At 66.4% G+C, this 15,583-nt stretch carries 14 protein-coding genes; 6 read left to right on the top strand and 8 right to left on the bottom strand.

The window, feature by feature from the left end; translation table 11 throughout:
• Positions 1-8 precede the first annotated feature (8 nt).
• The gene (locus QO058_RS00170) at positions 9-383 is read right to left on the bottom strand and encodes a hypothetical protein (RefSeq protein WP_284169760.1); all 375 of its coding nucleotides are present in this window, start codon (positions 381-383) and stop codon (positions 9-11) included.
• A 115-nt stretch (positions 384-498) separates the two neighbouring features.
• Positions 499-1,812 (bottom strand): aspartate aminotransferase family protein, encoded by a 1,314-nt coding sequence (locus tag QO058_RS00165; protein WP_284169759.1) that lies wholly within the window; start codon positions 1,810-1,812, stop codon positions 499-501.
• A gap of 134 nt (positions 1,813-1,946) precedes the next feature.
• Here QO058_RS00165 and QO058_RS00160 point away from each other — a divergent pair, with 134 nt between their 5' ends.
• Positions 1,947-2,738, top strand: a complete 792-nt coding sequence (locus QO058_RS00160; protein WP_284169758.1) for an IclR family transcriptional regulator — start codon at positions 1,947-1,949, stop codon at positions 2,736-2,738.
• A gap of 8 nt (positions 2,739-2,746) precedes the next feature.
• Here QO058_RS00160 and QO058_RS00155 read toward each other — a convergent pair whose 3' ends face one another.
• The 6 genes from QO058_RS00155 to QO058_RS00130 form a co-directional block, all read right to left on the bottom strand.
• The gene (locus QO058_RS00155; protein WP_284169757.1) at positions 2,747-3,694 is read right to left on the bottom strand and encodes an ABC transporter permease; all 948 of its coding nucleotides are present in this window, start codon (positions 3,692-3,694) and stop codon (positions 2,747-2,749) included.
• Positions 3,691-4,569, bottom strand: a complete 879-nt coding sequence (locus QO058_RS00150; protein ID WP_284169756.1) for an ABC transporter permease — start codon at positions 4,567-4,569, stop codon at positions 3,691-3,693. The genes QO058_RS00155 and QO058_RS00150 overlap by 4 nt, the downstream gene beginning before the upstream one ends.
• Before the next feature lie 198 nt (positions 4,570-4,767).
• On the bottom strand, positions 4,768-6,309 hold the full coding sequence (locus QO058_RS00145; protein ID WP_284169755.1) for an ABC transporter substrate-binding protein: 1,542 nt from the start codon (positions 6,307-6,309) through the stop codon (positions 4,768-4,770).
• Between the two features lie 34 nt (positions 6,310-6,343).
• Positions 6,344-7,852: a M81 family metallopeptidase gene (locus tag QO058_RS00140; protein ID WP_284169754.1), complete on the bottom strand. Its 1,509-nt coding sequence runs from the start codon at positions 7,850-7,852 to the stop codon at positions 6,344-6,346.
• Between the two features lie 190 nt (positions 7,853-8,042).
• Positions 8,043-9,347, bottom strand: coding sequence for an alanine racemase (locus tag QO058_RS00135; protein ID WP_284169753.1), 1,305 nt, complete (start codon positions 9,345-9,347; stop codon positions 8,043-8,045).
• On the bottom strand, positions 9,338-10,798 hold the full coding sequence (locus tag QO058_RS00130; protein WP_284169752.1) for a M81 family metallopeptidase: 1,461 nt from the start codon (positions 10,796-10,798) through the stop codon (positions 9,338-9,340). The genes QO058_RS00135 and QO058_RS00130 overlap by 10 nt, the downstream gene beginning before the upstream one ends.
• Before the next feature lie 184 nt (positions 10,799-10,982).
• Between QO058_RS00130 and QO058_RS00125 the strand changes: the two genes are divergently transcribed.
• From QO058_RS00125 to QO058_RS00105, 5 genes are all read left to right on the top strand, one after another.
• Positions 10,983-12,488 carry a M81 family metallopeptidase gene (locus QO058_RS00125; RefSeq protein ID WP_284169751.1) on the top strand — a complete coding sequence of 502 codons (1,506 nt, stop codon included), beginning with the start codon at positions 10,983-10,985 and terminating at the stop codon, positions 12,486-12,488.
• Positions 12,489-12,622: 134 nt separating this feature from the next.
• The gene (locus QO058_RS00120) at positions 12,623-13,468 is read left to right on the top strand and encodes a transporter substrate-binding domain-containing protein (protein WP_284169750.1); all 846 of its coding nucleotides are present in this window, start codon (positions 12,623-12,625) and stop codon (positions 13,466-13,468) included.
• Between the two features lie 18 nt (positions 13,469-13,486).
• Positions 13,487-14,146, top strand: coding sequence for an amino acid ABC transporter permease (locus QO058_RS00115; protein WP_284169749.1), 660 nt, complete (start codon positions 13,487-13,489; stop codon positions 14,144-14,146).
• A gap of 6 nt (positions 14,147-14,152) precedes the next feature.
• Positions 14,153-14,806 carry an amino acid ABC transporter permease gene (locus QO058_RS00110; RefSeq protein WP_284169748.1) on the top strand — a complete coding sequence of 218 codons (654 nt, stop codon included), beginning with the start codon at positions 14,153-14,155 and terminating at the stop codon, positions 14,804-14,806.
• Positions 14,806-15,582, top strand: a complete 777-nt coding sequence (locus QO058_RS00105) for an amino acid ABC transporter ATP-binding protein (RefSeq protein WP_284169747.1) — start codon at positions 14,806-14,808, stop codon at positions 15,580-15,582. Before QO058_RS00110 ends, QO058_RS00105 begins: the two co-directional genes overlap by 1 nt.
• Position 15,583: the final 1 nt, after the last annotated feature.

Genomic DNA, 15,583 nt, shown 5'->3' with positions numbered 1-15,583 from the left:
TCGGCGTTTCAGCGGTAGGCGCTGCCGCTAGAGGGATTATTTCCCCCCGGCGGGATATAATAACCTCTCCCGCCACCATAGCCGCGCCTGTCGCCATAGCCGCGTCCACGGTCGTAACCGCGATCATAACCGCGCCCGCCATAGCCACGGTCATAACCGCGCCCACCGTAGCCCCGGCCACGATTCTGCCGTTCCATATTCCGCTGAATCTCCATCATGCGGTGCTCGCGGGTATGGCGCGTGAACGCGACGTCGAGACCGTCGAGCGCACGGGCAATCGCAGCCTCGCCGGCCGGGGCAGATTCACGAGCGGGCGAAGCCCACGCTGGGGCCGACAAGGTCAGGCCACCGATCAAAGCCGCGATGAATGTCCGTTTACGCATCCTGTTTCCTCCAAGTGCCCGGGACGGGCCAAACCGGAAGATCAACTGCCACGGGCCGGAATTGTTCCTGTCAACACCGGGCAAGGCGCCGCACTTGAGTTGAACAATGAGGCGCCTACATTTCCCCGGCAGCGGCCCGGACCGCATCGAGCGTCGCATCGACGACCGCCCCGTCATGCTCCGAAGAGACGAACCAGGCGCCCCGTTCGAGCACACGCACCCCGCGCTTGAGCAATGCATGGGCGAAACGGCTGTAGGCGACCTTGTCTGACCGTGCGACGTCCCGGTAGTTCCGGGCCGGAGTGTCGAGCCCGAAGGCGACATGGAACATCAGCGGGAAGCCCGCGACCTGGGCCTTGATTCCCGCCTCGGTCAGGATTGCGCGGATGCCGTCCTGCAGGCGCTGACCATGGGCCGAGCTGCGCTCATAGTGCTCGGAGGTCAGCATTGTCTGGGTCGCGACCATCGCCGCCATCGCGATCGGCTGAGCGTTGAACGTACCGCCGTGCAACACACCATCGGCGAACATGTCGACGAGATCGGCCCGGCCGGCGATCGCGGCGACCGGGAAGCCGTTGGCGATCGCTTTCGCCATGATGGTGAGATCGGGCGTGACGCCGAAGCGCTCCTGGGCACCACCGCGGCCGAGCCGGAAGCCGGTGATCACTTCGTCGAAGATAAGAAGCGCGCCGTGCTTGCGGCATGCCGCGAGTGCGCCTTCGAGATAGCCGGGAGCCGGCGCGATAGCGCCCTGATTGCACATCGCCGGCTCCATCAGGACCGCAGCGACATCGCCCTTGGCGAGGCGGGCTTCCAGCGCTGCCAGATCGTTCCAGCCGAGAATGGAGAGTCCCTCGCCCGCCGCCGGATCCTGGCCCTTGCTGCCGGTTACCGGGGTCGGCGCATCCTCCGGTCCAGCCGCATTCAGACCGGGCGCGGCCGACCAGAGGATATTGTCGAACCAGCCATGGTAATGGCCCTCGAACTTGACGATGGTGCGCCTGCCCGTGGCGGCGCGCGCCAGCCGCATCGCGGCCTGCGCCACCTCCGAGCCCGACGAGCCGAAGCGCAGGCGCTCGGCTGACGGAATGCGCTCGCAGATCAGTCTCGCCGCCTCGTACTCGATCGGCGCCTGGCCGGCGAAGAGGATGCCCTTCTCCGCCTGCTTCCTGACCGCCTCGAGCACCGGAGCCGGCGTGTGGCCGAGCACGGTCGCGCCCATGCCGCAGTAGTAATCGATGATCCGGTTGCCATCGACGTCGATGAGATGGGCGCCCTCGCCACGTTCGAAGACGAGCGGTCCCGGCGCCATGCCGAGCCGGAAATTGCTGTTCACGCCGCCCGCACTGAAGCGCGCATTCTCGGCAATCTGCCGGGCCGATTCCTCAAAGCGCAGTGTCCCCGCCTGATGGGTGCCGTTCGCTGCCAATTGCGTCGCCTCCGCTGGTGTTTCGTCGAGCAAACCAGACCGATCTATTCGCGTAAAGGAACACGAGTTTCGTGTTGCGGAATTTGTTCGCGCTCGCTATGCGGGCTTGTCCTCACCGAGCGATTGGAGCGGCCATGCGTAAGACGACCGAGAATCCTTACGTCGTGCAGCCGGTGATGAAAGCGCTGAAAGTGCTGGAATTGGTCGCGCGCCATGGCCACGAGATCGCGCTCACCGCCGTCAGCAAGGAATTGCGGATCCCGAAAACGACGACCTTCCGCTATCTGCAGACGCTGACCGCCGCCGGCTTCCTCGACCACAACCGCGCCACGGACCGCTACAATCTCGGCCCACAGTTGCGCGCCATCGCGCGCGCCGACGCCAGCGTCAGCAAGATCCGCGAACTCGCCCGTCCGGCGATGGTCGAGCTGATGCACGAGTTCAACGAGACGGTGAATCTCGCGGTCAAGGGCAACGGCACGATCGTCTATATCGACCTGATCGAGGCCAATCGCTCGCTCAGGATGCAGGCCCGTATCGGCGACAGCCACCCGATGCACTCCACCGCGCTCGGCAAGGCGATCCTCGCCTTCCTGCCCGATGCCGAACGTCGTCGCCAGCTCGACCTGCCGTTGACCGAGCGTACCGGTCGCACGCTGATCGAGCGCGAGGAGATCGAGCGCCAGCTGCGGCAGGTGGCACGGACCGGCTATGCCACGGAGATGGGCGAAAACGAGGACGGCGCCATGTGCATCGGCGCGCCGATCCTCGACGAGGACGGCCATCCGGTCGCGGCACTCTCGATCTCGGCGCCGCTGATGCGCATGCCGCATTCGCTGGCGGCGAAGGCGGGAACGCGGCTGCGCGAGGTCGCGGCCGGCATCTCCGCCCGCCTCGGCTCGCAGCTGGCGACCGCCGCGCGCTGAAGCGGCACTCATCGGTATTCGATCCGTGGGTCGATCCAGGCGTAGAGCATGTCGACCGCGAGGTTGATCAGCATATAGGCGATCAAGATCACCAGGATGCAGCCCTGGATCAGCGGATAATCGCGGGTGGTGATCGCCTGGATCAGCAGGCGCCCGAGCCCGGGATAGGTGAAGACCGCCTCCGTCACCACCGCTCCGCCGATGAAGTGCGCCATCATCAGCCCGACGATGGTGACGAAGGGCAAAAGTGCGTTGCGCATGATGTGCAGGCCGACGATGCGCTTCTCCGGCACGCCCTTGGCGCGGGCGGTGCGGACATAATCGGCTCGCGCCTCGCCGATCAGTGAGGCTCGCAGGAAGCGCCCCAGCACGCCCGAAACGTAAACTCCGAGCGTGAGTGCCGGCAGGACGAGGCTGCGCAGGGCATCGAGCGGTGCCTCCCAGAGCGGCACATAGCGCGAGGCCGAGGGCAGCCAGCGCAACTCGACGGCGAAAAGCAGGATCAGGAGAATGCCGAGCCAGAAGGTCGGCACACCGAGCGCCAGCGCACTCCAACCGCTGAGCAGACGGTCAAGCCAGGAATTCGCCCTGACCGCGCTGGCGATCGCGACAGGAATGCCGATGACGAGCGCGACGATGATGGCCGATAGCGCGAGCTGCAGCGTCGCCGGCAGGCGCTCGCCGATCAGCTGCAGCACCGACTGGCGGCTGTGCAGCGACAGGCCGAAATCGCCGGTGAGCGCCCGGCCAAGCCAGTCGGCGTACTGAACGATCATCGGCCGGTCGAAACCGAACCGCCGGGTCACCTCGGCGATCTCCTCGGACGTGGCGTTCTCGCCGGCGATGACAGCGACCGGTCCGCCCGGCACGGCGTAGATCATCGCGAAGATCGCGAAGGAGGCGATCAGCAGCACTGGCAGCATCTGGGCGAGCCGGCGCAGGACGTAGGCCGTCATCGCCGGCCCCCGATCGTCACGCCGGAGGCATCGGTCTCGTCGCGGTCGAGGATCGCCGTCAACGCCCGGCCGATCGTGTCGAAGGAGAGGATCGTCAGCGTCAGGACGAGGCCGGGCAGCACGGCATAGCTCGGCGCCTCGTAGAGATAGGATTTGCCGGTGCGCAGCATCTCGCCCCAGCTCGGTGTCGGCGGCGGCACGCCGACACCGAGGAAGGCGAGCGCCGCCTCGAGCAGGATCGCGACCGAGGCGAGCACGATCGCCTGCACGACCAGAGGGCTCAGGATGTTGGGCAGGAGGGTCCTGAGCATGATGTAGCCCGGCCGGCCGCCGAAGCTGCAGACCGCCATGACGAAATCGAGCTGGCGCAGCGCCATCACCTGCGCCCTTGCGATGCGCGCGAAACCCGGAATGCCGGCGATGCCGACGGCGATCAGCGCCGCGCCCTGGCTCCGACCGAGCACGGCGATCAGCGCCATGGCGAAGAGAATGTTCGGCAAGGCCAGCAACACGTCGATACAGCGCATCAACAGGGAGTCCCGCCAGTCGCCATAGAAGCCGGCGACGAGCCCGACCGGGACGCCGATGAGCGCCGCGATCAGGACGGCGCCGAAAGCGGTGAGCAGCGAGGTGCGGGCGCCGTAGACGACGCGGGCGAGGATGTCGCGGCCGAGTTCGTCGGTGCCGAACCAGCTCTCGGTCGAGGGTGGCTTCAGCGAATCCGCGATGCTCTGGGCCAACGGATCGAGCGGCAACAAGCCGGCGAAGGTTGCTGTCAGCCCGACCAGAGCGAGGAAGGCCAGGCTGAGAGCCGGGCCGCGCCGGGCGAGCAGCCGGCGCAGCAGGCTTCCCAGGGCCGCCAGCGTCTCCGTCACGGATTGCCCCGCAGAAGGCTGATCGCCCGAGCTCTTCCCTTCCCCCTCGTGGGGAAGGGATAGGGATGGGGGCAAACGACTTGGCGAGGGAAGGATTGTATAGCCGGATCGGTGCGATCATCGGCGGAATAGCTCCGACTTTCCGCCCCCCACCCCTGCCCCTCCCCACAAGGGGGAGGGGTTTCCCGTCGCACCCCATCATTTGAAGCCGATGGTGCGGGCGATGAAGAGGTTGTCGATGTCGAGCGTGATGCCGCCGATCTTCTCGGACGCGACGATCAGGCCGACATCGTAGGAGTTCGTCGGAATCCCGAAGGCCTCGTCGACCATGACGCGGTTGAGATTGTCATAGGCCGCCTTGACCTCCGCCTCGCCGCCCGTCGCGGCATCAACCTTGGCGATCGCCGCGACATAGTCCGGATGCGGGTGCGGATCCTTGAGGATCGGATTGCCGGAGGTGCGGTAGATCGAATTGGTCGTGACCCGCGACGGGAATTTCTGGATGTTGCCGACCGCGCCGAAAGTCGCGGCGAAATCGCCGCCGAGCAGCGCGGTGACGTATTCGGCGCCCTGACGCATATCGAGGTCGATCGGAATCCCGATCTTCTGCAGCGAACCCTGTACGATCTGGCTGATCGTGACGGAGGCCTCGTCGCTGCCGTTGACCAGCAGCTTCCAGCCCTTCATCTCGTCAGCGGAAAGCCCCGAGGCTGTGATCAGCTTCTTTGCCTTTTCAAGGTCATAGGCATAAGTCTTGGTGTAATTTTCGTCGAAGGCTGGGCTCGCCGGCGCCCAGGGCAGCGCCACGACCTTGCCCATCCCGGCATAGCCGACGCGCAGGACGCTGGCGCGGTCGATCAGATAGTTGAAAGCCTGTCGAAACGACTTGTTGCGGAAGGGTCCGCGCGTCGAGTTGATGCGGAAGACCTGCACCAGCGGACCCGGCCCGGCGAAGACCTGGTAGCCGGCACCCTTCAGCCGGACGGCGCTGCGCGAGGAGCCGTTGTAGACGATGTCGACCGCGCCTGATTCCAACGCGGCGGTGGCGGCAGCATCCTCGCTGAACACGGTGAAGACGAGGTCCTGCACGATCGGCTGCTTCTCGCGCCAGTATTTCGGATTGGCCTTGAGGGTCAGCCCCTGGCCGACGGCGCGGCTGACCAGCGTATAGGGTCCGGTGCCGGCCGGCACGGTCTCGACCGTGTCGATGCCCTTGGCCTCGATCGGGATCAGGAACTGCAGGAGGTCGAGGATCTGGCGCTCGGGCGCCGGCGCCTTGAAGTTGATCACGACCGTGCGCTCGTCCGGCGCCGACCAGTCCTTCACGATCGACATGGTCGAGAAAACGTTCTTGCCGCGCTTGGGATCGGCGCCCTTCTGCAGCGTCGCCAGCACGGAATCGGCTTTGAACGGTGTGCCGCTGTGGAAGGTGACGCCGTCGCGCAGCGTCAGGCTGACCGAGGTCTTGTCCGGCGCGATTGTCCATGCGCTTGCCAGACTCGGCAGCGGCTTTCCCTCCGGCGTGTACTCGATCAGGCTGTCATAGAGGTTCTTGATGACGTGGAAATTGACCGTCGAGAGCTGCTGCGGGTCAAAATTGGCGAGCTCGCTCAGCACAGCAACGCGCAATGTGCCGCCTTTGAGCTGCTGGGCGGATGCCGGGCTGACCCCAACAAGTGAAGCCGCTCCCGCCAAAGCAAGGCCGGTCATGCAGAATTGACGTCGCGACAGCTTTGTCATCGCTCTCCCCTTTGTTGTTGCTTCAGGTCGACAATCAGCCCGTTCCCGCTCCCGGCTGGGACGAATGCGCCCGCCAGTCGCTTATTGTTTCCAGTGGGTAGACCGGCCGTGGAATGCGCTGCCACGGCAGGGTGAAGACATCGGACTGCCCCGGCCCGCGCGTGTCGGCGCGGATCACCTGCGAGGTGATCGGGGCGAAGTACTGGAAGTTCGAAGCCGTCTTGAGCACGGCCATCTTGTAGTCGGAAAGGTCGATGCCGAAGGCCTCGTAGACGCCCGGCACATTGCCGGCGACGCCGCGCAATTCGCTGATCAGCAGCGTGACCGGGCCGACATCGAAGATGACGACGCGGCCCATGTCGACCTCCGGCTGGTGATTATAGTCCAGCCGGACCGGGCCGCCGCCGATCCGCCGCACTCGCCCGGTCACCATCAGCGGCTTGAAGAACGCAATCGCGGCATCGCCGCCGAGCGGCAAGGTCACCTGCGCACCCTCGCCCGCCGCGACCAGTGTCGCGACCGCCTGCGGCGAGATCAGCGGGATCAGGGTCCGGCTCTTCGTGCCCTGCCGCAGGATCGACTCCAGGATCAGGTTGCTGTCGCCGGCCGCGCCACCGAAGACCGTATCGCCGGTGTCGCTCAGCACGACCATGCCACGCTCGGCGGCATCGGCCCCGCGCACGGCATCGTCGACCGAGACGGCTTCGCGCACCTGGAAATCGTCGCGCATCGACCAGGCGAGATCGGCGAGATCGTCCGCGAGTTTCTCGGCCAGCGCCTGATCGCCATCGGTGACGACGATGGTCGACCAGCCACCCTCGGCGACGTCGAGCCAAGGCTGCATCGGATAGTTCGAGGCCTGCAGCACGCGCGGATCGGCTTCGAGTGCCCTTGCCCGGTCGAACCAGAGCTTCATCGGGCCCTTCGAGGTCAGGAACTGCTCCTGATGCGAGAGCAGCGGAATCTTGCGCCAGGCCATCACCGGCTTGAGCTTGCCGGTCAGGATGCGCAGCAGCACCTGCGTACCGACCTTGCCGGTATCGAAGACATCGTGCGGTTGGGTCCGGTGCCCGACGATGGCCGTGCAATTGGCCATGATCTTGTGCGTGACGTTGGCGTGATGATCGAGCCCGAGCAGGATCGGAACATCGGGGCCGAGGATCTGGCGGCAGAGTTCGACCTGCTCGCCCTCGACATCGTCGACGCCCTCGGCGGCGCAGGCGCCATGCAAATGCAGGACGAGCCCGTCGATCGGCCCGATGGCTTCGAGACCAATGCGGATCTTCTCCTGGAAGAAATCGAAGGCCTCGCGCGAGATCCGACCGCCGGCCACCGCCCAGGCTCGGATGATCGGAATGGTCTCGACCTCGACGCCAGCCTCACGGATCGCAGCGTAATGGCCGCCAATCTGGCCGATATCGCCGAAACGCCGGGCGATCTCCTCGCCCTCATAAAGCCCAAAGGCCTGGAAATCGGAGAGCGTGGTCAGCACCGGATTGAAGTCGTTCGTCTCCTGCACAATGTGGATCAGGGCCAGACGCACATCGACCTCCCGACATAGGCTTCCATCGCAGGTTGCCCACCGCGTGCAGCGATCCGCTTACCCAAAGGTCTCGGTCTGGCAGCGCCAATCGGCCGAGACGGAGGACCGCGACATGGCAAAAGCGTAGTTGCCGCAGATATTTCGCGTCAAGGATTCAACGTTCCGCAGGAAGGAACGCAAAGCGAAGGCATCAGAAGAACGTCCGGACCGCCCCCGTGACTTGGTAGTCGTCGTCGACCAGCATCAGGTGCGCCCATTTGTCGAAGGTCGTGCAGGGATGGCCGATGCCGAAGGCGACCATGTCGCCGACCTGGAGCGGGCTCGCTTCCGGCGTGCCGAGATGGCAGTGCTGGTCGTTGAGCGCGAGGACCGTGTGCCCGGCCGGCATCGGCTCCGGCCGCACCATCGAGCCGCCCGGCCTGAACCAGCGCAGCGGCACCGGCAAACCGGAATCGTAGCTGATGTCGCGCTTGCCGACGGTGAGCAGGCTGCGCCCGCGCTCGGGCCGCGACTGGACATAGGCCCAGACCTCGAGCGCCGGCTCGAGCCCGCCCGGCGGCAATACAAGGCTCGTCTCCATGATGATCCGGCGGAACGAGGCCGTGTAGGTCGTGGAGTCATGGGTGAGATAGCAGCCGGAGCGCAGCAGCTTGAGGATCGGCCGCGCGAAGGAGGCAGCGTTGAAGCGCTCACCGGCGCGGTCGAACAGCGAGGTTCCGCCAGCGCTCAGCACCATCGGCTCCGGTCCGAGCAGGTCTTCGGCCTCCGCCGCCGCGGCCGTCACGACGACTTCGTCGAGCAGGCGATCGGCCGCCTTCGGTTCGCTGAGCAGCCCCTCGAAGCATTCGAAGCCGGAGAGCCGCAACCCTGGTGACGCGGCAACCGCGCGCGCCACAGCGAGCGCTTCCGCCTGGCTGCGAGCGCCGGTACGCCCGCCCATGAAGCCGATCTCGACGAGGATGCGCAGCGAATTGGCGGTTCGCTCTCGGCCGGCAGCCTCCGCTAATAGCTCGACGCCAGCGACGCTGTCGGCGAGGCAATAGAGTTCGAATCCCGGTTCCCGCAGCACGTCAAAGCAGGCGGCGATCTCCTGCCGCCCAACCGGCTGGTTGGCGAGGATAACGCGCTTGACGCCATAGCGGCGGCAGACGGCGAGCTGCTGCATGGTCGCGACCGTGATCGCCCAGGCGCCGTCGGCGATCTGCAGATCGAAAAGCTGCGGCGCCATGGTCGTCTTGCCATGCGGCGCGATGAGCAGGTCGTTGGCAGCGGTGAAGGCGGCCATCCAAGCGCTGTTGGCGTTAAGGACGCTCTCGCGGATGACAGCGAGCGGCAGCGGCATGTCACCGGCGAGGACGTTCCAGCCCTGATGCCCTATATCGCCGAGTCGTAGGGACGCTCCGGGCGGCATCCCCTTGACCGTCTCGTCGAGCTGCTGATCTTCGATTTCGCCCAGCGAGAGGCGCGGGAGGGCGACTTGAGAAGTTACAGCCATGGGTTCGGATCCAGTGGAGAAAAGGGGCGCTTGACCTTGGTGTAGGGGATCTTGCTGGCGTCGGGCGGATAAGGCCCGCCGCTGTCGAGATAGAGCACGCTCGCGGCGATCGGCGCGAAGGCTGCGTGGAAATGGTTCGAGGACTTGACCACGACCAGCGTCTGCGCCGCGAGGTCGATGCCGAGATCGGTGAAGACCGGCGGGCTGAAAGTCTGGGCCCGGGTCGAGGCCAGCACGATGTCGAGCTTACCGATCCGGATTGCAGCGGCTGGACCGAGCGAGACCCAGCTCTGCTCGAAAGGGATCAGCAGGTCGGTGGCCGTCCCGATGACCTGCACGACCGCGTCAATCGGCCGGCCGGAGGACGGTGCCGCCTTGCCGGCGAAGCGCAGCGGGATCTCCGCGCCGACACCGGCCGCACGACATAGGCTCACCGCGATAGGGTCCCAGAGCGCGCCGATCGCCGCAGGGATATCGGGATGGCGCAGCAGGGCCTCGACCATCACGGAGGAATCGCCGGCAACGCCACCACCCGGATTGTCCCAACGATCGGCGAGGATGACGGGCCGACCCGCCTCGGCCAGCGCCAGAGCCGCCGCGATGCCCTCCTCCGGCTTGTAGTGCTTCGGCGAGGCGCCCTGCCCCCAGCCAAGGATCTCGAGTCCAAGCTTTTTCGCCAGAACGGCGGCCTTGTCCCGGTCTCCGTCGGCGATGACCAGGACTTTGGTCCCGACATCGGCGACATCCGCCGCCTGGAAGCCGTGTGCGACAGAGATGCTGAGAATGCCGTCCCGGCCCTCCATCGCCTTGATGCGATCGACGAAGCTGCGGCCGGGCTCGCGGCTGGTCATGAAGGCGGCGAGCCCGCGGCAATCGAAGACCGCGCTCACCGGCTTCACCTCGCCGCGCGCAGCCCGGAGGCAGAGCTCCAGCAGATCCTCGGCCCGCGCCAGGAAGTCGGTATGCGGAAACTCCTTGAAGGCGACGATGATGTCCGCACCCTGGACCATCTCGGCGCTGAGATGACAGTGCATGTCGAGTTCGACGCCGATGACGCAGTCCGGCCCGGCGAGCGCCCGCGCCCGGGCGATCAGGTCGCCCTCGCAATCATCATAGCCCTGCGCCACCATCGCGCCGTGCAGGCCGAGCAGCACGATGTCGACCGGCAGCGCCGCCCGGAGCTGGCCCAAAATCTCGTCGCGCAGGCTCTCATAGCCATCGCGCGAGACCAGCCCGGCCGGCTCGGCCCAGGTCGCCGTGCCCTCGACCAGGTCGTAGCCCTCGCTGGCGGCGCGGCGGCGCGCCGCGACGATCGGCGCCGAACACAGCGTCGGCGTATCCGGATGCGTGCCGGGCGGGCAGTAGAAGGCACTCTCGAAGGCGCTGCGGTCGACATAGAGCGGCGCAAAGGTGTTGGTTTCCGTCGCCAGCGACGCAGTGAAGACGCGCATGCGGATCCGTTCCCAAGCAGCGCCGGCGCCCGCCCCTTCGGTCGCCGGCATGATCATGAAACCGGGAGCAGGCTTGCCGTGTCAAAGCATCTGCGTTCCCTGGGGCGGAACAATGCAGCCTTGATCCGGAACAGCCGAGCGGCCGTGATGCTGCGGCACTGCCTCCACGAGAGCTCCCCAGATCATGTCCCGGACGCGCCGCATCCTGCTCGGAGCGCTCTTCCACGAGACGCACAGCTTCGTCGACGAGATCACCACGCTCGCCGACTTCACCATCCGCCAGGGCGAGGAACTTCTGCAGCGGCGCGGCGACGGCTCGACCGTGGACGGTTTCCTCGAGGTCGCGGCAGCGGAAGGCTGGGAGGTCGTGCCCACGGTCGACTTCACCGCCCTGCCGGCCGGCACGGTCGATCATGCCGTGTTCGAGCGCTTCCTGCGCGAGTTCGATGCCGTGCTGAACGCTGCTCTCGCCTCCGGCGGGCTCGACGGCATCTGGCTGGCGCTGCATGGCGCCATGGTCACGAGCGAGAACCCTGATCCGGAAGGTGCACTACTTGCCCATATCCGCTCGGTGCCCGGCTGCAAGAGGCTGCCCGTTTTCGGGGTCTTCGACCTGCACGCCAATTTCACCGCTGCCATGGCGCAGAATGCCAACGCCCTCGTCGCCTATCGCGAGAACCCGCATACCGACGCACGCGACTCCGCCGTGCGCTCGGCGCGGTTGCTGGCGCGGTCCTTGAACGAGGGCGAGCTTCCGCACATGCTCTCCTGCAATGCGCCGGTGATGTGGCCGCCGACCGGTACCGGCACAGCCGATCGACCGATGAAGGACCTCGAGGCGCTCGCCCGTCAGATCGAGCAGGACAATCCTGCGATCTGGGTGGCGAACGTCGTCGGCGGCTATTCCTTCTCGGATGTGCCTGAGGCCGGCGTCGCCTTCGCCGTCGCGTTCACCGGGCCCGACTCCGCCGCCAGAGACGCGCTCGACCGTCTGACCCAGACCGCGATAGAGCTGCGCGAGCTCGGCCTGCCGGCGGAATGGGACCTGGATCAGGCGATCGCCGAAATCCTGCGCTCGCCGGGCGGCCCCTACATCGTCGTCGAGCCGGCCGACAATATCGGCGGCGGCGCGCCCGGCGACAGCACCTCGGTGCTGCGCGCCTTCATGCGCCATGGCGTCGAGAACTGTGCCGTCGCCATCGCCGACCCGGCTGCCGTCGCGGCGATGGCCGGTGCCACGCCGGGCGAGGTCCGCAGGCTCTCGATCGGCGGCAAGGGCAGCGCCATCGCAGAAGGGCCGGTCGAGACCGATGCGGTCTTCGTCAGCGCGAGCGATGGCGAGTTCGCGCTCGAGGACATCAACAGCCATCTAGCCGCCTCGCAGGGCTCGCGCTTCAGCATGGGGCCGAGCGTGGTGGTCAGGGTCGCCGGCGTCACCATACTGCTGACAAGCCGCAAGACGCCGCCCTTCGATCTCGGGCAGCTCCGCTCGCAGGGCATCGAACCGGAAGGCCTCAAGGCCATCGGCGTCAAGGCGGCGGTGGCGCATCGGCGCGCCTATGACAAGATCGCCAAGGGCAGCTTCACCGTGGCGACACCCGGCCCCTGCACCAGCAAGATCGCCGGGTTGCCCTATACGCGTTTGCGCCAACCGGTCTTTCCGATCCACGCTGACGCCGGCCGCGCCTAGGGAGAAACGCGTCTGGCAAAGCCCCTGTTTCCTCTCGCGGAACAGGCGCATCTTGTTCGAGGAAGGCGATGCGTCGTCTGCTTGTCGCTGCGCCTGCCATCGAGCGGTTTTTCACGACAGGCGGAGGGGATGCCATGTTTCAGAATCTGATGAAGATCGCCGCAGGGCTCGGAGTGGTCGCCTGCGCCCTATTGCCCGCAACGGGAGCCTCGGCTCAGGGCAAGCTCAAGGAGGTGCTGAGCCGCGGCAAGCTCGTCGTCGGTACCGGCAGCACCAACCCGCCCTGGCACTTCCGCAACGAGAAGGGCGAACTCGTCGGCTTCGACATCGAGATCGCCAAGATCATCGCGCAAGGTCTGTTCGACGACCCCAACAAGATCGAGTTCGTCAACCAGGCCTCCGACGCCCGCATCCCGAACATCGTTACCGGCAAGGTCGACATCGCCTGCCAGTTCGTGACCGTGACGGCCGCTCGCGCCCAGCAGGTCGCCTTCACCGTTCCCTATTATCGCGAGGGCGTCAGCCTGATGCTGGTTGCCGGCGGCCCCTATGCCGACTATGCCGCTATGAAGGCGGCCGGCAGCAAGGTCACGGTTTCGGTGCTGCAGAACGTGTTCGCCGAGAAGATGGTCAAGGACGCACTGCCGGAGGCCAAGGTCGATCAGTTCGAGAGTGTCGACCTGATGTACCAGTCCCTGAATTCGGGCCGCGCCCAGGCTGCCGCCACCGACTCGTCGTCGCTGCGCTACTACATGAAGCAGAACGCCGGCCGCTATGTGGATTCCGGCTTCAGCTGGAACCCGCAAACCTATTCCTGCATCGTCAAGCAGGGTGACCCGGACTGGCTCAACTTCGTCAACATCGCGCTACGCGAGTCGATGACCGGGACGACCTTCCCCGTCTACAAGGCGGCCTATGAGCGCTGGTTCGGCGAGACGCCTCCGGAGCCCAAGATCGGCTTCCCGCAGGAATTCCGCTAAGCCGGGAGCAGTCTCCCGGTGGAGTACTCGCTGCATTTCGGCGCCGTCTGGGCCAGCTTCGACAAGCTTTTGTCGGGGCTGGCCATCGGCCTCGGACTAGCCGTCGTCGCGGTCGCGATCGGGACGGTGCTCGGCCTGCTGGCGGCGTTCGCCAGCGTTGCGCCGTATCGCGCGCTGCGCGGCCTTGCGGCTACTTACGTCGCGCTGATCCGCAACCTGCCGCTGCTCGTGCTCGTCCTGCTCGCCTATTTCGCCCTGCCCCAGGCCGGCATCACACTCGACAAGTATCAGAGCTTCGCTGGGGCGCTCGCGCTCTATTCCGGCGCCTATCTCACCGAGGTGTTCCGGGCCGGGCTCACCTCCGTGCCCAAGGGTGTGATCGAGGCGGCGCGTGCGATCGGCCTGACGCGACTGCAGACCAATGTCTCGGTCGTGGCGCCGATCATGCTACGCAACGCCCTGCCCTCGCTCGGCAACACCTTCATCGGCATGTTCAAGGACAGTTCGATCGCCGCCGCCATCGCCGTGCCGGAGCTCACCTTCGAAGCACGCAAGATCAATGTCGACACCTTCCGCGTGATCGAGACCTGGACGGTCGCGAGCGGGCTCTACATCGCCGCCTGCATGGTCATCGCGGCGCTGCTGCGCGGCCTCGAACGACGCTTCCCGAAGTTCTGAGCGGCCATGCAAGCTTTCCTCGATCAGCTCTGGATCGCCCGCTGGCCCCTCTGGGATGGCCTGCTGCTGACGATCGGGAGCGCCGCGGCCTCGATCCTGTTCGGCACGCTGCTCGGCGTCATCGTCGGCATCCAGCTCGCCTATGCGCCGTGGTGGCTGCGCCTGCCCTTCCGCATCTATGTCGACATCATGCGCGGCACGCCCGTGCTCGTGCTGATCCTCGCCGCCTACTACATCCCGGCGGTCGTAGGTCTCAGCCTCGGCCCGACTCAGGCCGGCATCCTGGCGCTGGCGCTGTTCGCCGGCGCCCATATCGGCGAGCTGATGCGCGGCTCGCTGCAGGCAATCCCGCCGGGGCAGGCCGAGGCGGGGCGCAGCATCGGCCTGACCTATCCGCAGCTCCTCGCCTATGTGCTGCTGCCGCAGGCGGTCCGCTCGGCCCTGCCGCCCTGGATCAACACGGGCGTCGAGCTGATCAAGGGCTCCAGCCTGCTCTCGATCATCGGCGTCGGCGAGCTCCTGCTGAAGACGCAGGAGGTCATCGGCCGCAACTTCATGACCATCCAGTTCTATGTCTTCGCGGGCATCCTCTACCTCGCGATCAACATTGTCCTGGACCAGCTCGGCAAGGCCGTCGAAAGACGGGTGGGGCAGCCCTGATGAACGACAAGCAGCCTTCCCTCCTCGCCATCCGCGGACTGAAGAAACAGTTCGGCTCAACCGAAGTGCTGAAAGGCGTCGATCTCGAGTTGAGCCAGGGCGATGTCGTCTCGATCATCGGCTCCAGCGGTTCCGGCAAGACGACGCTGCTGCGCTGCGTCAACCTGCTCGAGGAGTACCAGGGCGGCGATATCGTCCTCGATGGCGAGACGATCGGCTATCGCGCGAGCAATGGCCGGCGCCAGCGGCTGGGTGACAGGGAGCTGTCACGCCAGCGGGCGATGACCGGCATGGTCTTCCAGAGCTTCAACCTGTTTCCGCATCTCAGCGCCGCCGGCAACGTCATGCTCGGCCTGCGCAAGGTGCTGAAGCTGCCGAAGGCGGAAGCGCGCGCCATCGCCGAAAGCTGGCTCGCCCGCGTCGGCCTCGCCCCCCGTGCCGACCATTATCCGAGCCAGCTCTCCGGCGGCCAGCAGCAGCGCGTCGCCATCGCACGGGCACTCGCGATGAATCCGAAGCTCGTGCTCCTCGACGAGGTGACCTCCGCGCTCGATCCCGAGCTCGTCCAGGAGGTGCTCAATACGGTGAAGGGCATCGCCGACGACGGAGCGACCCTGCTGATCGTCACGCACGAGATGCGCTTTGCGCGCGACGTCTCCAGCCGCGTCGTCTTCATGGAACAAGGGCGCATCGTCGAGGACGGGCCGCCCGCACAGATCTTCGGCGCGCCCAAAAATGCGCGTCTCGCCGAGTTCCTGCGCACCACGCGGCATTGAC

It is taken from the genome of Bosea vestrisii, assembly GCF_030144325.1.
GTDB classification, from domain to species: Bacteria; Pseudomonadota; Alphaproteobacteria; order Rhizobiales; family Beijerinckiaceae; genus Allobosea; species Allobosea vestrisii_A.
The sequence above is the reverse complement of the archived record's forward strand: the minus strand, read 5'-3'. Positions and strand labels throughout refer to the sequence as shown.